The organism is Amycolatopsis sp. TNS106 (assembly GCF_019330265.1).
Classification (GTDB): domain Bacteria; phylum Actinomycetota; class Actinomycetes; order Mycobacteriales; family Pseudonocardiaceae; genus Amycolatopsis; species Amycolatopsis lurida.
In genome coordinates this window covers 3,311,984-3,330,831 of the sequence record NZ_CP024972.1, presented here as the reverse complement: position 1 = coordinate 3,330,831, position 18,848 = coordinate 3,311,984, and the positions used below count along the sequence as shown (strand labels likewise).

At 72.2% G+C, this 18,848-nt stretch carries 4 protein-coding genes; 3 read left to right on the top strand and 1 reads right to left on the bottom strand.

Annotated features, from left to right (window positions below; translation table 11 throughout):
• Positions 1-13 precede the first annotated feature (13 nt).
• Positions 14-1,705 (bottom strand): NAD(P)/FAD-dependent oxidoreductase, encoded by a 1,692-nt coding sequence (locus tag CVV72_RS14750; protein ID WP_219152975.1) that lies wholly within the window; start codon positions 1,703-1,705, stop codon positions 14-16.
• 305 nt (positions 1,706-2,010) lie between these two features.
• Here CVV72_RS14750 and CVV72_RS14745 point away from each other — a divergent pair, with 305 nt between their 5' ends.
• The 3 genes from CVV72_RS14745 (at position 2,011) to CVV72_RS14735 (ending at position 18,622) form a co-directional block, all read left to right on the top strand.
• On the top strand, positions 2,011-8,400 hold the full coding sequence (locus CVV72_RS14745) for a type I polyketide synthase (RefSeq protein WP_219152974.1): 6,390 nt from the start codon (positions 2,011-2,013) through the stop codon (positions 8,398-8,400).
• Positions 8,400-8,621, top strand: coding sequence for a hypothetical protein (locus CVV72_RS14740; RefSeq protein WP_219152973.1), 222 nt, complete (start codon positions 8,400-8,402; stop codon positions 8,619-8,621). The genes CVV72_RS14745 and CVV72_RS14740 overlap by 1 nt, the downstream gene beginning before the upstream one ends.
• Positions 8,622-8,803: 182 nt before the next feature.
• Complete coding sequence (locus CVV72_RS14735; RefSeq protein WP_219152972.1) at positions 8,804-18,622, top strand: type I polyketide synthase; 9,819 nt, start codon at positions 8,804-8,806, stop codon at positions 18,620-18,622.
• The last annotated feature ends 226 nt before the right edge of the window (positions 18,623-18,848 follow it).

Below are 18,848 nucleotides of genomic sequence, written 5' to 3'. Positions count from 1 at the left end.
GTCCTTTCCGCTGTCAATCCAGGCTCACCGGGGCGATTTCGTCGAACACGTCGCCGGGACCGGGGTTGTCCGGATGGGTGCCGCCGCCCAGGTGCTCGACGACGCCCCACACGGCGTTCAGCGCGGTGGTGACCGCGCTCTCGGAGAAACCGGCGATCCACGCGACGTCGTCGCCGGCGAGGAAGAAGCCGCGATGGTGCTCGGCGGCGTCACGCTGCATGAACTGGGTGAACAGGCGCCGCTGGTAGCGGTAGCTGCCGGGGAGGCAGGATTTGAAGGCGCCCTTGAAATGGGGCTGCGTCTCCCAGGTGATCGCGATCGGCGGGCCGATCATGTGCGAACGGATGTCGACGCCCGGATAGATCTTGGCCAGCGCGGAGAGCATCACGTCGAGCCGCTCGTCCGGGCTCAGCGAAGCGACCTTGAGCGAGTCGTCGTTCCAGGTGTAGGACAGCAGCATCGTGCCGGGCTCGTCGGGACCGTTGTCGATCAGGTAGACCCCGCGCGGGATGCGGTCGGTGAGCGTCGTGCTCATCACGTCGCGGCCGGTCGCCGGGTCCTGGTCGAGCCAGAACGGTCGGTCGGTGATGACGAACAGTTTCGACGCGCCCATGTAGTGGGTGCGCTCCAGCGCGGTCCAGACCGGCTGCGGCAGCAGGGCGTCGTCGCTCTTCATCCCCGAGAGCAGGTTCCAGTTCTGCGCGGCGAAGATCGCCGCCGGATACGTGCGCACGTCGCGGTTCGCGTCCTCGATGGTGAACCCGCGGCCGGTGCGGTCGATCCGCACCACCGCCGGCCGCGGTTCGCCACCGTGCAGGCTTTTCAGCGATGTGCCGGACGGCCAGTATTCGAGATCGGCGGGCTCGTCGGCCCACAGCCCGAGCGGCAGCTGTTGGCAGCCGCCGAGGATCCGGTGGTGCTCGTCGCTGGTGTCGGTGCAGATCACCCGCAGGATTTCGAGCGCGGAGTTGGGGAAGTCGGTGTCCCAGCCGCCGCAGCCGAAGCCGACCTGGCCGAAGATCTCGCGGTGCTCGAAGGACGAGAACAGCGGCGACGAGGTCAGGAAACCGTAGAACGACACGTTGTCGAACTTGGTGACCAGATGGTTCCACAGTGCCTTGATGGTCGGGATGTCCCGGCGCCGGATGGCGTCCTCCATCAGTGACATGTCGGCCTGCTCCTGGAGCGTCTTCGTCCAGGCGTCGTTGACCTCGCCGTACACCGGCGGCAGGTCGGCGGGCGTGCGCGCCCAGTGGTTCTCGCCGTGCAGGTTGATCACCGTGCTCGGTGACGCGGGCGAGAGCGGGTTGGGAAACGGCGTCGTCTCCAGCCCCACCTTGTCGATGTAGTGGAACAGCGCCCCGGCGGACGGCGGGAACCGCATCGCGCCCAGTTCGGCGACGGCGTCCGGATACCCGGGCAGGCTCACCGAGCGCATCCGGCCGCCGAGTTGTTCGGCTTCGTAGATCACCGGTTTGAGGCCGAGCTTCATCAGCTCGTAGGCGGCCACCATCCCGGACAGGCCGCCGCCGATCACCGCGACCTCGGTGCCGTGCGCCTGGCGCGGCACGCGGCCGAGCCCGGCGGGATGGCGGAGCCAGTCGTCGTAGGCGAACGGGAAATCGGGGCACAGCATGCTCGTCGGTGGCGCCGCCTCGGCGCGGGGGCCGGGCAGGATGCGTTCTTCGACGGGAGACAGGGTCATCGGCGTTACCTCCGGCACTGGTGTCTGGCGTCGCGCGGACGACCGCGGGCCGGCACGGCGGACGCCGGCGTTCTCGTGCGGCTACGGTTCTCGGCGCTGAAATCCGGTTCGCCGAAAACCACGTTAACGATTCCGTCCCGGCGCGCCGGATACCTTTTCCACCGCTTGCCCACGGCCCGGAAACCGGGCAGGGGAGCGGCCGGTTACCCGGCGGTGGAACAGTTCCGCCCCGCCCGCGACGGCCGCTGTGGCTAGCTGGACCGCGACTTCCCTGTGCCGGGCGACCCGAGGTGGCGAGTGCGCGCATGACCGAGCTGGATTCCCTGCGACGGCTGGAAAGCAGGCCGCGCGCCGAGCGGCGCCGCATACTGCTGGGCCTGGTGCGCCGGGCGACGTCGGCGGTGCTGGACGGGCCACTTCCGCCCGGCCGGACCTTCGCCGATCTCGGATTCGATTCCCTGCTGGCGGTGAAGCTGCACGCGTGGCTGACCGCCGAGACCGGGCTCGACCTGCCGGTGACCCTGGCCTACGACCATCCTGGCCCAGAATCGTTGGCGGACTTCCTCGGCGAGTGTCTCTTCGGAGCCGAGGCCGCGGGCACCGCGGACGGGGACGCGGCCACCGGCGAACCGATCGTGATCGTCGGCATCGGCTGCCGCTTCCCCGGCGGCGCGGACTCGCCCGAAGATCTCTGGTCCCTTGTGGACGAAGGAAGGGACGTGGTCACGGAATTCCCCCGTGACCGCGGCTGGGACGTCGACGGCCTCTACGATCCGCGCCCGGGCACCCCGGGCAAGACCTACGTGCGCCACGGCGGATTCCTGCCCGGCGCGGCCGAGTTCGACGCCGGATTCTTCGGGATCTCGCCGCGCGAGGCGCTGGCGATGGACCCGCAGCAGCGGCTGGTCCTGGAGACGGCGTGGGAGGCGCTGGAACGCGCCGGGATCGACGCCGGAACCTTGACCGGCAGCCGGACCGGGGTGTTCGTCGGCGCCGAGCCGCAGGAATACGGCACCCGCCTGGCCGACGCGCCCGAAGGGCTCGACGGGCTCCTGCTCACCGGCAGCGCGCCGAGCGTCGTCTCCGGACGGATCGCGTACACCCTGGGCCTTCAGGGGCCCGCGTTGACCGTCGACACCGCCTGCTCCGGCTCGCTGGTCGCGCTGCATCTCGCGGTCCGCGCGCTGCGGAACGGCGAATGCGGACTCGCGCTCGCCGGTGGGGTCGCCGTGCTCGGCACGCCCGGCCCGTTCGTGGCCTTCTCGAACCAGCGCGGCCTCGCGCCGGACGGGCGCTGCAAGCCGTTCTCGGCCGCGGCGGACGGGACCGCGTGGGCAGAAGGCGCCGGGATGTTCGTCCTGGAAAGGCTTTCCGACGCCGAACGGCACGGACATCCGGTGCTCGCGGTGATCCGGGGGAGCGCGGTCAACTCCGACGGCGCGTCGAACGGGCTCACCGCGCCGAACGGCCCGTCCCAGCAACGGGTGATCCGTGCCGCGCTGGCCGACGCCGGCGTCGGAGCGTCCACTGTGGACGTCGTCGAGGCGCACGGCACGGGAACCACGCTCGGTGATCCGATCGAGGCGCAGGCGCTGCTCGCGACCTACGGCCGGGGCCGGGAAACGCCGCTGTGGCTGGGTTCGGTGAAGGCCAACATCGGGCACGCGCAGGCGGCCGCGGGCGCGGCCGGGGTGATCAAGATGATCATGGCGCTGCGGCACGGCCGGTTGCCGCGCACCCTGCACGGTGCCGATCCGACCCCGGCGGTCGACTGGTCCGCCGGCGCGGTCTCGCTGCTGGCCGAGCCGGTCGCCTGGCCGCGTGGTGAGGAACCGCGCCGGGCCGCGGTGTCGTCGTTCGGCATCTCCGGCACGAACGCCCACCTGATCCTGGAAGAACCAGGGCTCACCGTGCCCACCGCGACCGCGCCCTCGGCGCAATCCCCGGTCGCCGTCACGTTTTCGGCGGCCGATCCGGAAGCGCTGCGCGCCCAAGCGGCGCAGCTCGCCGCCCTCGACGCGCACCCGGCGGACCTCGCCTTCTCACTCGCCAAGACCCGGGCGACGCTGGCCGAACGCGCCTTCGTCCTGGCCTCGGACACCGCGAGCCTGGCGGAAGCGCTGACCGCGTTCGACGAGCGGGTGCTTCGCGGTGGCCCGCTCCAGGAGCCCGCCGAACTCGCGTACCTGTTCACCGGGCAGGGCGCCCAGCGGATCGCGATGGGCCGCGAGCTTTACGACGCTTACGACGGCTACGCCGAGGCTTTCGACGAAGTCTGCGCACACGTCGACCTCCAGCTCGATCCGCCGCTGCGCGACGTGGTGTTCGGCGAGGCGGATCCGGCGTTGCTCGACCGCACCGACTACGCGCAGCCCGCGTTGTTCGCCGTCGAGGTCGCCCTCTTCCGGCTGCTGGAGTCCTGGGGTGTCACCCCCGCCTACCTGTGCGGGCATTCGGTCGGCGAGTTCGCGGCCGCGCACGTCGCCGGTGTGCTGTCGCTGTCCGACGCGGCGATGCTGGTGACCGCGCGTGGACGGCTCATGCGTGAGCTGCCCGGAGGCGGCGCGATGGTATCCCTGCGCGCCTCCGAGGAAACCGCTCGCGCGTTGCTGTCCGGGCACGAGGAACGCGCCGGGATCGCGGCGGTCAACGGCGAGGACGCGGTCGTGCTGTCCGGCGCCCGCGACGCGCTGGAGACGGCGATCAGCGGCTTCGACGGCAAGGTCAAAGGGCTCAACGTCAGCCACGCGTTCCACTCGCCGTTGATGCGGGACATGCTCGACGACTTCGCCCGGATCGCCCGGCTCGCCGACTACCACCCCGCGAACCTGCCGATCGTCTCGACGGTCACCGGCGAGATCGGCGGACACGGGTCCGCCGGCTACTGGATCCGCCACGTCGAAGCGACCGTCCGCTTCGCCGACGCGCTGGGTGTGTTGCGGGACAACGGGTGCGGCACCTATCTCGAACTCGGCCCGGACGGCGTCCTCTCGGCGCTGGTCGACGACGGTGTCGCGCGTCCGCTGCTCCGTCGTGACCGGCCCGAAGTCCCCGAACTGCTTACCGCGCTGGGCGCCGCCCATGTCCGCGGGGTGGACGTCGACTTCGCCGCGCTCGCTCCGGGCGGGCGCCGGATCGACCTCCCGACCTACCCGTTCCAGCGGTCGAAGTACTGGCTCACCCCAGGTCCGGGTGGGGACGCGCGCGGCCTCGGCCTGCGCCGCGCCGAACACCCGCTCCTCGGGGCGGTGGTCGCGGTGCCCGGCGGCGACACCGTGTTCACCGCGCGGCTCTCGACGACCGATCAGCCCTGGCTGGACGGCCACCGCGTCGGCGACGACGTTCTCTTCCCCGGCACCGGATTCCTCGAACTCGCGCTGCACGCCGGAGCCGAAACGGGCTGCGGACGGGTGGAGGAACTCACCCTGGGTGCCCCGCTCGTGCTGTCGGCCGCGGCCGAGGTGCAGGTGGTGGTGACCGCCGCGGACGACGACGGCCGCCGAGCGGTCACCGTCCATTCGCGACCGGAGCACGGCGAGGAGTGGACGCGGCACGCGAACGGCGTCCTCATTCCCGAGACCGATGCCGTCCCCTCGACTGTCGAGTGGCCGCCTCCGGGAGAAGCCCAGTCCCTGGAAGGCTTCTACGACAACCTCCCCGGCTTCGGCTACGAGGGCGTGTTCCGTGGCCTGCGTTCGGTGTGGGTCGACGGCGACGACGTCCACGCCGAGGTCGCGCTTCCCGCCGACGAGGACGGCGGCTTCGGCATCCATCCGGCCCTGCTGGACGCCGGACTGCACGCGATGTTCTTCCGGGAGTCGGCGGAATCCGCCGGTGGGCTGCCCTTCTCCTGGTCGGACGTCCGCCTGCGGGCGAGCGGCGCGAGCGCGCTGCGGCTGCGGATCACGTTCCACGCGGCGGACACCGTGTCGCTGGTCGCCGTCGACCCCTCGGGTGCCGAGGTGCTCAGCGTCGGTTCGCTGGTCGTCCGCCGCCCGGCCGCCCGCGGTCGGGAACTCCCCGGTGGACTGTTCACTGTGGACTGGACGCCGATCGCGGTTCCGGAACCGGTGGCGTGCACGGCGTATCCGGAGGTCGTTCCCGGCAAGCCCGCGGTGCTGTCGGTGCTGTCCGAAGGCGACCCGGTCAGTTCCGCGCACGAGCTCGGCGCCCGTGTCCTGGAAGTGCTCCAGGACTGGGTGACGCGGGAAGAGTCCACTTTGGTCGTCCACACGCGACACGCGGCGGGGCCGGACGCCACGGATCCGGCGGCCGCGTCGATCTGGGGCCTGGTGCGCAGTGCCCAGGCCGAGCACCACGGCCGGTTCGTCCTCGTCGACGGCGAGGCCGAAGACGTGCCGATGGCGGTGGCGACCGGGGAACCGCAGGTCGCCGTGCGCGACGGCGTCCCGCTCGTCCCGAGGATCGCCGAGGCGGGCGCGGGAGTCCTGCTGCCGCCAGGCGGGCCTTGGCGGCTGGGCAAGTCCGGTGAGGGCACGGTCGACGACCTCGTCCTGGAGACCGCCGACGAGCCGGAACTCGGGCCGGAGGACGTGCGCGTCGCCGTCCGCGCGGCGGGGCTGAACTTCCGTGACGTGCTGAACGTCCTGGGCATGTACCCCGGAGAGGCCGGGCCGCTGGGCTGCGAGATCGCCGGGACCGTGCTGGCCACCGGTGCCGCGGTGACCGACCTGGCGCCGGGCGACCGCGTGATGGGCATGGTGCACGGTGCGATCGGCCCGGTCGCCGTCGGCGAACGCCCGTTCTTGACGCGGGTCCCGGACGCCTGGACCGACGAGCAGGCCGCGACCGTGCCGCTCGTCTTCCTGACCGCCTACTACGCGCTGGTCGACCTGGCCGGGCTGAAGGCGGGCGAGTCGATCCTGATCCATTCGGCCGCGGGCGGGGTCGGGATGGCCGCGACGCAGCTCGCGCGTCATCTGGGCGCCGAGGTGTTCGGCACCGCGAGCGAGGGCAAGCAGCACGTCCTTCGCGCGGCCGGGCTGCCGTCGGATCACATCGCCTCTTCACGGACCCTCGACTTCGCCGAGGCCTTCCGGACCGCGACCGGCGGGCGCGGGGTCGACGTCGTGCTCAACTCCCTCGCGGGCGAGTTCGTCGACGCCTCGCTCGCCGTGACGGCGTCCGGCGGCCGGTTCCTCGAAATGGGCAAGACCGACGTCCGCGAACCGGCGGACGTCGCCTACCGCGCCTTCGACCTGATCGAAGCGGGCCGGACCCGCACCGCCGAGATCTGGGCCGAGCTGATCACCTTGTTCGACCAGGGTGCGCTCGCCCCGTTGCCGGTGCGGACCTGGGACGTCCGGCACGCGCCCGACGCGTTCCGGTTCGTCAGCCAGGCCAGGCATGTCGGCAAGGTCGCGCTCACCGTCCCGCGAGCGCTCGATCCGGACCGGACGGTGCTCGTCACCGGCGGTACGGGCGGGCTCGGGGCGCTCGTCGCGAGGCATCTCGTGACCGCGCACGGCGTCCGCAGGCTGCTGCTCACCAGCCGCCGCGGCCCGGACGCGCCGGGCGCGGGCGAGCTGGCGGCGGAACTCACCGGCCTCGGCGCCGAAGTCCGGGTCGTGGGCTGTGACGTCGCCGATCGGACCGCGCTCGCCGCGCTGCTGGACGGGGTCCAGCTGACCGGCGTCGTGCACACCGCGGGTGTCCTCGACGACGGCGTGCTGACCGGCCTGACCCCTCAGAGGCTCGCGAAAGTGTTGCGCCCCAAGGCGGACGCTGCCTGGCACCTGCACGAACTCACCCTCGGCCACGACCTCGCGTTCTTCGCGCTCTACTCGTCGGTGTCCGGGATCGTCGGCTCCGCGGGCCAAGCCTCCTACGCCGCCGCGAACACGTTCCTGGACGCCTTGGCGGTCCACCGCAGGACGCAGGGCTTGCCCGCGGTCTCGCTCGCGTGGGGACTTTGGCGGGAGGGCATGGGCAGCGGGCTGGCCGAGAACGACGTCGACCGCATGGCCCGCGAAGGCCTGCCGCCGTTGACCGCGGAGTCCGGGCTGGCCCGGTTCGACGCCGCCCTCGACGGCGGGTTCACCACCGTCCTGCCGATCGAACTGGACCGTGCCGCGTTGCGCGCCCACGCCAGGACCACCGAAGTGGCGCCTGTGCTGCGCGGTCTCGCGAAGGTCACCACCCGGCGCGCGGCGGCGCCCGCGGCCACCTGCGGCGCCGGTCTCGGCGAGCGGCTCACCGCACTGCCCGACGAGGAGCGCACGGCCCTGCTGATCGACCTGGTGCGGCACAACGCCGCCGCCGTCCTCGGCCACGAGGCGGGCGGCATGATCGATCCGGCCCGCGCGTTCAAGGACCTCGGCTTCGACTCGCTGACGTCGGTGGAACTGCGCAACCGGGTCAACACCGTCACCGGCTTGCGCCTGTCGGCCACCGCGGTGTTCGACCATCCGACCGTCGCCGCGCTCGCCGGGCACCTGCTGGCCGAACTGGCCCCGCCGTCGCTCAGCGCGGCCGACGCGGTGCTCGCCGAACTCGACCGGCTCGCGGAACGCCTGACCGCCGTCGACGACGACGGCCGGACCGCGGTCGCCGGTCGGCTGCGGTCCCTGCTCGACGGCATCACCACGCCGGGGAGCGACGTCGGCGGACGGCTGGAGGACGCGACCGCGGACGAGGTCGTCGACTTCCTGGCCACCGAACTGGGGATTTCGTGATGGCGGACAAGAAAGCCGTTGCCAAGGTGCTGGCCGACATCGAGCGGCTGGGTGAACGCCTCGGCGAGCTGGATCCCGAAGACCGCAAGAAGGTCGCCAAGCCGCTGAAGAAGCTGCTGCTGGCCTACGCGGCGGGCGACAAGGACGACGAATTCGACGACCTGCTCTTCGACGCCGCTGTCGACAAGGTCTTCGACTTCCTCACCGACGAGATCTTCTGAGCGTGTTGGCGGAGCTGAGGATGTATCCGGAAGAGCGACTGAACGCGTGAACCCGCGCTGGCCGAAGGCCCCCGCTATCGCGGTGACAGGGCGTCCTGAGATGGATGACCAGACAGTGTCCTGCCGACGTCGATCGCGGACGCGGGTTCACCGACAGACACCGACCACCGAGCGAGGGTGTGATGGCGGACCAAGAGAAGCTTCTCGACCTGCTGAAGCGGGTGACCGGGGACCTGCACCGGACCCGCGAACGGCTGCGTGACGCCGAGGACGGACGGCACGAGCCGATCGCGATCGTCGGCATGGCCTGCCGGTTCCCCGGCGGGGCCGACACGCCCGCCGCGCTGTGGGACCTGGTCGAGAACGGCCGTGAGGGCATCGGCGAGTTCCCGGCCGACCGCGGCTGGGACACCTCCGGCCTGTTCGACGACGACCCCGAGAAGCGCGGGACCACCTATGTGCGTACCGGTGGTTTCCTGCCCGGTGCCGCCGGATTCGACGCCGAGTTCTTCGGGATCTCGCCGCGTGAGGCGCTGGCCATGGAACCGCAGCAGCGGCTGCTGCTGGAGGTCGGATGGGAGGCCGTCGAACGCGCCGGCCTCGATCCGGCCGCGCTGCGCGGCAGCCCCACCGGTGTCTACGTCGGCGTTTCCGCGCAGGAGTACGGGCCGCGGCTGCACAACCCGGGCGACACGGTGGACGGCTACCTGCTCACCGGCACCACCTGCAGTGTCCACTCCGGACGGATCGCCTACCAGCTCGGCCTGGAGGGGCCGGCGGTCTCGATCGACACGGCGTGTTCGTCGTCGCTGGTCGCGGTGCACGCTGCGGTGCGCGGCCTGCGCGCGGGGGAGTGCACGCTCGCCCTGGCCGGTGGCGTCAACCTGATGGCCTCGCCGGGGATCTTCGTCGATTTCGCGCGGCAGCGCGGCCTGGCGCCGGACGGGCGCTGCAAATCGTTCTCCGACGACGCCGACGGCACCGCCTGGGCCGAAGGCGTCGGGATGCTCGTGCTGGAGAAGCTGTCCGACGCCCAGCGCAACGGTCACCGGATCCTCGCCGTGGTGCGGGGTTCCGCGGTGAACTCCGACGGCGCTTCCAACGGCCTGACGGCGCCGAACGGCCCGTCGCAGCAACGCGTGATCCGGGCGGCGCTCGCCGATGCACGACTGTCCACTTCGGACGTCGACGCCGTCGAGGCGCACGGCACGGGAACCAGGCTGGGCGACCCGATCGAGGCCGAAGCGCTGATCGCCACGTACGGCCGCGACCGTGACCGGCCGCTGTTCCTCGGTTCGGTCAAGTCGAACTTCGGGCACGCGCAGGCGGCGGCCGGGATCGCCGGGATCATCAAGATGGTCGAGGCGATGCGTCACGGTGTCCTGCCGCCGACCCTCAACGTCGGCACGCCCAGCCGCGAGGTCGACTGGACGGCCGGGCCGGTCTCGCTGCTGACCGAACGTACGCCGTGGCCCGAGACCGGGCGGCCCCGTTCGGCGGCGGTGTCGTCGTTCGGGATCAGCGGGACGAACGCGCACGTCGTGCTGGAGCAGGCCCCGCCGGAGGAGCCCGCCGCGGTGCGGGACGCGCCCGCCGTCGTGCCGCTGCTGCTGTCCGCGGCCACGGAACCGGCGCTGGCCGCCCAGGCGTCCCGTCTGCTCGCGGTGGCCGGGACCGCGGAGCCCATCGACGTCGCGTACACCCTGACGACCAGGGCGGCGCTGCCGTACCGGGCCGTAGTCACGGGTACGGACTGGGAAACCCTGTCGGCGGGGCTGGCCGATGTCGCCGCCACCCGGGTGACCGAGGGCGGGCTCGCGTTCCTGTTCACCGGACAGGGTTCGCAACGCCTCGGGATGGGTTCCGGGCTGTACGAGGCGTTCCCGGCGTTCGCGGCGGCCTACGACGAAGTTTGTGCGCTGCTGCCCGAGTTCGGGGATCTGGGCCGAACGGAGTTCGCGCAGCCGGCGATCTTCGCGTTGGAAGTGGCGTTGTTCCGCCTTGTGGAGTCGTGGGGTGTGCGGCCGGATTATCTGGCGGGGCATTCGATCGGTGAGATCGCGGCCGCTCACGTCGCCGGAGTGCTGTCCTTGACCGACGCGGCGAAACTCGTCGTGGCGCGGGGCCGGTTGATGCAAGCCCTGCCCGCTGGTGGCGTGATGGTGGCGGTGCAGGCGTCCGAGGAGGAACTCGGCGAGTTGCCCGAGGGAGTCTCGCTGGCCGCGGTGAACGGTCCGTCGTCGGTGGTGCTGTCCGGGGCCGAGGAAGCGACTCTCACCTTCGTAGAACGGTTCAGCGACCGGAAGACCAAACGGCTGGACGTGTCGCACGCGTTCCACTCGGTGCTGATGGAACCGATGCTGAACGACTTCGCCGAGGTGGTGCGAGGCCTGGAGTTCTCGGCGCCGCGGATCCCGATCGTGTCCACCGTGGCGGAGAACGCGGATCTGACGGACCCGGCGTACTGGGTCGCGCATGTCCGCGAGACCGTGCGGTTCGCCGGCGCGGCCGAGCGCCTGACCGCCGCCGGGGTCACGAAGTTCTTCGAGCTCGGGCCGGACGCCGTGCTCAGCGCGCTCGTCGACGGCGGAGTGCCCGCGCTGCGCCGCGGCCACGACGAACCCGGGCACCTGGTCTCCGCGCTCGGCACGCTGCACGCGCGTGGTGTCGCCGTCGACTGGGCCGCCTACCTCGGCGGCGGACGGTTCATCGACCTGCCGACGTACGCCTTCCAGCACGAGCACTTCTGGCTCGGTCAGGAAAGCGACGCCGACGTCACCGCGGCCGGGCTCGCCGCCGCCGACCACCCGCTGCTCGGCGCCGCCGTGTCCGTCGCCGCCGACGACGGTGTCCTGCTCACGGGACGCCTCTCGCTCGACCGGCATCCGTGGCTGGCCGACCATGTCGTCGCCGGCCGGGTGCTCGTCCCCGGTACCGCGTTCGCCGAACTCGCCGTCCGCGCGGGCGACGAGGTGGGCTGCGCGGGCGTGGAAGAGCTGATCCTGCGGGAACCGCTGGTCCTCGAACCCGGCACCGCGCCGGAGGTCCAGGTCGTCGCGGGCGCCGCCGACGAGCACGGCCGCCGTCCGGTGTCGATTCATTCGCGGCTTCCGGAGCGGCCGTGGGTCACCCACGCGACCGGCTTCCTCGGCACGCCGCCGGTGTCCACTATGGACACCGCTTGGCCGCCGGAGAACGCCGAGTCGCTCGGACTCGAAGACGCCTACGAACGGCTGGCCGCCGCCGGGCTCGCGTACGGGCCGATGTTCCGCGGCCTGCGCAAGGTCTGGCGCCGTGGCACGGAGATCTTCGCCGAGGTCGCCCTTCCTGAGCCCGAGCAGGCAGCGAAGTTCGGTCTGCACCCGGCGTTGCTGGACGCCGCGCTCCAGGCCACCGCCGTTCCCGGCGAAGACCAGGGTTCGGTGCCGTTCGCCTGGCGTGACGTCGTGCTGCACGCGCGGGGCGCGACCGAACTGCGGGTGCATGCCCGGCCGGTCGCCGACGGGTTCGCGTTCAATCTCGCCGACGGCACGGGCGCGCCGGTCGCTTCCGTGGGCGGGCTCAGCGTCCGCGCCGTCACGGCCACGACCTCGGTGCGGGACGGCCTCTATCGTGTCGAAGACGTGCCGCTTCCCGCCGGTTCTCCGGACCTCACGCCCGCGGCGGTGGTGGAAGCCGATGCGCTCGACACCACTCTCGTCGCCTTGCAAGACTTCCTGGCCACTGACGAGTCCGGCCCGCTGGTGGTGCTGACCGCTCGGGAAGGCGCGGCCGAGGGCCTGGTCCGGGCCGCGCAGGCCGAACATCCTGGGCGGATCGTCCTGGTCCGCGGCACCCACGCCGACGTCGAGGCCGCACTCGCCACCGGCGAACCCGAAGTACACGCCGACGGCGGAAACCTGTTCGCCCCGCGCCTGGCCAGGGCCGGTTCCGGCGAGTCCACACTGGACACTTCCGGCACGGTCCTGATCACCGGCGGCACCGGTGGGCTCGGCGCCCGCCTCGCCCGGCATCTGGTCGCCGAACACGGTGTCCGGCATCTGCTGCTGGTCAGCCGTCGTGGCGCGGACGCGCCGGGTGCCCGGCAGCTCGCCGACGATCTCGGGGCCCGGATCGAGGCCTGCGACGTCTCCGATCGCGATCAGGTGCGCAGCCTCCTGGCGTCGGCCGAACCTCCGGTCACCGGCGTCGTCCACGCGGCGGGCGTCCTGGACGACGGTGTGATCGCGTCACTCACTCCCGAGCGGGTCGCCGCCGTGTACCGGGCGAAGGCCACGGCCGCCCACGTACTCGACGAACTCACCGGCGACCTCGACTTCTTCATGCTGTTCTCCTCGATCGCCGGCGTGTTCGGCTCACCGGGGCAGGGCGCGTACTCGGCGGCGAATGCCGAGCTGGACGCCCTCGCCCGGCGGCGCCGTGCCGCCGGGAAGCCCGCGCAGTCACTCGCGTGGGGCCTGTGGCGGGACGGGATGGGTGCCTCGCTGAGCGGCACCGACCGCGACCGGATCGGCAGGGACGGCTTCGGCGCCCTCGAACCGGAAGAAGGACTCGCGCTGTTCGACGCCGCCGTGGCCGACGGCGGTGCCGTCCTCGTGCCGGTGCGGCTCGACCTCGCCGCCGTGCGCGGCGCCGGTGTCCCGCCGTTGCTGCGCGGGCTGGTCCGCGTCCGGACTCGCCGCGAAGCCGCCCGCCGCACTGACACCGGGCTGGCGGGACGGCTCGCCGGGCTCTCCGAAACCGACCGGGAAGCCCTGCTGATCGACCTGGTCCGGGCACGCGTCGCGGCGGTTCTCGGCCGGGCGGGCGCGGACACCGTGGAGCCGTCGCGGCCCTTCACCGAACTGGGCTTCGACTCCCTGACCGCGGTCGAACTGCGCAACGAGCTCACCGCGGAGACCGGGTTGCGGCTGCCGGCGACGCTCGTGTTCGACCATCCGAGCCCGGCGGCGGTGGCCGCGTACCTCGGCGCCGAACTGCTCGGCGCCCCGGAACCGGCGCGTCCGGTGGTGACCCGCCGCGGCACCGCCGACGAGCCGATCGCGATCGTCGCGATGAGCTGCCGGTACCCCGGCGGCGTCCGGTCACCCGAGGAGCTGTGGGACCTCGTGGCCGCGGGCACCGACGCGATCTCGCCGTTCCCCGGCGGACGAGGCTGGGACGTCGACGGGATCTACGACCCCGAACCCGGCCTGCCCGGCAAGACCTACACCCGGCACGGCGGATTCCTGCACGACGCGGGCGAGTTCGATCCCGAGTTCTTCGGCATCTCGCCGCGGGAAGCCCTGGCGATGGACCCGCAGCAGCGGCTCCTGCTGGAGATCAGCTGGGAAGCGCTCGAGCGCGCCCGGCTCGACCCGGCGTCGCTGAAGGGCAGCGCCACCGGTGTGTTCGCCGGGATCATGTACTACGACTACGCCGCGAAACTGGCCAGCGTGCCCGAGAGCGTCGCCGGCTTCCTGGGCACCGGGACCTCGGCGAGTGTCCTGTCCGGACGGATCGCGTACACCCTCGGCCTGGAAGGCCCGGCGGTGTCGGTCGACACGGCGTGTTCGTCGTCGCTGGTCGCGCTGCATCTCGCCGCCCGGTCGCTGCGGGCGGGGGAATGCGACATGGCGCTCGCCGGCGGGGTCACCGTGATGGCGACGCCGGAGACGTTCCTCGACTTCTCGCGCCAGCGCGGGCTATCCCCGGACGGTCGCTGCAAGTCGTTCTCGGCAGGCGCCGACGGCACCGGCTGGTCGGAAGGCGCCGGGGTGCTCGTGCTGGAGCGGCTTTCGGACGCCCGCCGCAACGGGCATCCGGTGCTGGCCGTGGTGCGCGGTTCCGCGATCAACCAGGACGGCGCGTCCAACGGTCTCACCGCGCCGAACGGCCCTTCGCAGCAGCGCGTGATCCGTGCGGCGCTCGCCGACGCCGGTCTGTCCACAGCGGACATCGACGCGGTCGAGGCGCACGGGACGGGCACGCGGCTGGGCGACCCGATCGAGGCGCAGGCGCTCATCGCGACCTACGGCGCCGAGCGGGACGAACCATTGTGGTTCGGTTCGGTCAAGTCGAACCTCGGCCATACGCAGGCCGCCGCCGGGGTCGCCGGGATCATCAAGATGGTCGAGGCGATGCGCCGGGGTGTGCTGCCGAGGACCCTGCACGCGGCGGAACCGTCCGAGGAGATCGAATGGGACGCCGGTGCCGTGGAACTGCTCCGTGAGCCGAGGCCGTGGCCGGAAGTGAGGCGACCGCGCCGGGCCGGGGTGTCGTCGTTCGGCATCAGCGGGACGAACGCGCACGTCGTCCTGGAGCAGGTCCCGGCCGAAGCCTCCGCCGAACCTGCCTCGCACGGCGTCGTACCGTGGGTGCTGTCGGCGAAGACCGATCAGGCCGTCGCCGACCAGGCCCGCGCTCTCCTGTCCCTTGTGGACAATGCGGATCCGCATGACGTGGCGTACTCCCTGGCGACGACGCGGACCGCGCACGAGCGCCGGGCCGCGGTCGTCGGCGCGGACGCGGAGAGCCTGCGTGCCGGGCTCGAAGCCATCGCCGACGGTGGCGGCATCACCGGCCGCGCGACGCGGGGCAAGCTGGCCTTCCTGTTCACCGGGCAGGGTTCGCAGCGGCCGGGGATGGGTTCCGGGCTGTACGAGGCGTTTCCGGTGTTCGCGGCGGCGTATGACGAGGTTTGTGCGCTGTTGCCCGGGATCGGGGATCTGTCGCGGACGGAGTTCGCGCAGCCGGCGATTTTCGCTTTGGAAGTGGCGTTGTTCCGGTTGGTGGAGTCGTGGGGTGTGCGGCCGGATTACTTGGCGGGGCATTCGATCGGTGAGATCGCGGCCGCGCATGTCGCCGGTGTGCTGTCGTTGGCTGACGCGGCGAAGCTCGTCGTGGCGCGTGGCCGGTTGATGCAGGCCTTGCCGCCGGGCGGAGTGATGGTTGCGGTCCAGGCGTCCGAGGAAGAGATCGGGGAACTGCCTGAGGGTGTTTCGCTGGGGGCGGTGAACGGTCCGTCGTCGGTGGTGCTTTCCGGTGCCGAAGAGCCGACGCTCGCCGTCGTGGAACGGTTCAGTGGCCGGAAGACCAAGCGGCTGGACGTTTCGCACGCGTTCCATTCGGTGCTGATGGAGCCGATGCTGGACGACTTCGCCGCGGTGGTCCGGGAGCTGACGTTCTCGGAGCCGCGTATTCCGATGGTGTCGCAGGTGACCGACCCGGCCTACTGGGTCGCGCACGTCCGGGAAACCGTCCGGTTCGGTGCGGCGGTCGAGCAGCTTCGCGCCGACGGCGTCACGAAGTTCCTCGAAATCGGCCCGGACGCGGTGCTTTCGGCCCTCACCGACGGAATTCCCCTGCTGCGCAAGGGGCGCGACGAAGCCTTGACGGCGATGACCGCGCTCGCGACCCTGCACGTCCAAGGTGTCCGTGTCGACTGGGACGCCGTGCTGCCCGGTGCCCGAGCGGTCGACGTTCCGACGTATCCGTTCCAGCGGAAGCACTTCTGGCTCGAACCGGCACCGGTCGGAGATCTCACCTCGGCCGGGCTGGACTCGCCGGGTCATCCGCTGCTCGTCGCCGGGCTCTCCCTCGCCGAGAGCGACGGCACCGTCCTCACCGGACGGATTTCGCTCGCGACCCACCCCTGGCTCTCCGGGCACACGGTGCACGACACCGTCCTGCTGCCGGGCGCGGCGCTCGCCGAACTCGCCGTCCGGGCGGGTGACGAGGCCGGACGGCCGCGGCTGGCCGAACTGACCCTGCACGCCCCCGTCGTGATTCCCGAGAGCGGGCCGCTCGAACTGCAGGTCGCGGTCAGCGCGGCGGCGGCGGTGACCATCCACTCGCGGATCCCCGGCGAGGAGTGGGAACTCAACGCGCTCGGCCTGGTGGCCGAGGCCGAGCCGCCCGCGAAGGGCTTCGTATGGCCGGACGGTCTCGAACCCATCGACCTCGGCTCGTTCTACGACGATCTCGCCGATCGCGGGTTCGTCTACGGCCCGCTCTTCCAGGGGCTGCGTGCGGCCTGGCGGCACGGTGAAGACCGCTACGCCGAAATCTCGCTGCCCGAGGACGCCCGGGACGACGCCGCGCGGTTCGGGATCCATCCGGCGTTGTTCGACGCCGCCCTGCACGGCATGTTCCTCGGCGAGGGTGAGGAATCGGGGGCGCTGCCGTTCAGCTGGAGCGACGTCAGCCTGCACGCGACCGGCGCCACGACGGTCCGCGCGCGGCTGCGGTTCCTCGCGCCCGGGGAGGTCGCGGTCGACCTGACCGATCTCGCCGGGGCACCGGTGCTGTCGGTCGGCTCGCTGGTCGTCCGCGCGGTCACCGGCGAGCAGGTGCGGGCCGGGGAAGACCGGTCGCTGTTCCGCGTCGAGCACGTCGCGGCCGAGCCGTCGTCCGCCACGCCGGTGCCGTGGGTGCGGTGGGACGAGGTGACCGAATCGGTGCCGCCGGTCGTCGTCCTGCCGGTGCCGCCGGCGGGGATCCACGCTGTCCTCGAAGTCCTGCAACGGTTCCTGGCCGAGCCGCGGTTCTCCGGCTCGCGGCTGGTGGTGGTCGTCGGCGAGGGGCTCGACGACGCGGCCGCGGCCGGTCTGGTGCGGTCCGCGCAGGCGGAGAACCCCGGCCGGTTCGTCATCCTCGACGGAGAAGTGTCCGATGTGGACACCGCGCTGGCCACCGGCGAGCCCCGGGTCCGGGTGCGGGACGGTCGCGCCGAGGTACCGCGGCTGGTCCGCGCCGAGCCCGGCCCGAAACCGGACTGGGAGCCCGCGGGCACGGTGCTGATCACCGGCGGTACCGGCGGTGTCGGGGCGAAACTGGCCGAACGGCTCGTGACCGAACACGGCGTCGAACGGCTGGTGCTCACCAGCCGTCGTGGCCTCGCCGCTCCCGGCGCCCGAGAATTGGCCGCCCGGCTGGGCGAGCTGGGCGCGGAGGTGCGCGTCGAAGCGTGCGACGTCGCCGATCGGGACGCGGTCGCCGCCCTGCTGGACGGCATCCCCGAGCTGTCCGGCATCGTGCACGCGGCGGGTGTGCTCGACGACGGCGTCGTCACCGCGCTGACCCCGGAACGCCTGGACCGGGTCCTCGGGCCGAAGGCCGACGGGGCCCGTCACCTGCACGAACTGACCCTCGACCGGCCGCTGACCGAGTTCGTGCTGGTCTCGTCGGTGTCCGGCGTGCTCGGCGGGCCGGGGCAGGGCAACTACGCCGCGGCCAACGCCTACCTCGACGCGCTGGCCGAGCGACGGCACGCCGACGGCCTGCCCGCGCGGTCGCTCGCGTACGGGATGTGGGCCGCCGAGGGGATGGGCGGGGTTCTCGACCAGGCGCTGATCGACAGGATGCGGCGCGACGGCTTCGGTGCGCTCACACCGGAAGAGGGCGCGGCGCTGTTCGACCGCGCTCCCGGGCCGGTGGCCGTTCCGGTCAAACTCGACCTGGCCGGGTTGCGGGACCAGGCCCGGGCGGGGGTGCTGCCCGCGCTGCTCACCGGGCTCGTCCGGCTTCCCGTGCGGCGCACGGCTTCCCCGGTCGCGGAATCCGCCGCGCTCACGCCGGACGCGCTGGAAGACCTGGTCCGGACGCAGACCGCGCAGGTGCTCGGCTTCGCCACGGCGGACGAGGTGGACCCGGACCACGCGTTCACCGACCTCGGCTTCGACTCGCTGACGTCGGTCGATCTGCGCAACCGGCTCGCGGCCGCGGCGGGACGGCAACTCGGGGCGACGGTGGTGTTCGACCACCCGACCCCTTCGGCCCTTGCGGCACACCTCCGGACGCTGCTGTTCCCGGAGGTCGCGGTGCCCGACGAGGCGCGTCTGCGACGTGCGCTGGCGGGCGCGCCGCTCGAGCGGCTCCGGGAACTGGGGGTGCTGGAGGCTCTGGTCCGGTTGGCCGAGGAACTGCCTGTCGCGGAGCCCGCGGTGTCCGGTGAGTCGATCGACGATCTGGACGTGGGGGATCTGATCAGCCGGGCGATGTCGACCGCTTCACCGGACTGACGGCCGGTTTCGTGGTGATCGCAAGTCCGTGAAGGCCTCCTTGAGGGACCCAGAGTCCCTCAAGGAGGCCTTCACGGACGGGATCACAGCGCGGACGCACGAGCCCACGCGTGCGCGCGAACCAGCCACCCAAGTACGTGAAGGCCCCCTTCATTGCGCCTAGCGCAGTGAAGGGGGCCTTCACGTACCAGTGGGCCCCCGGTTACCGGGCAATGGGGCCGGGGTG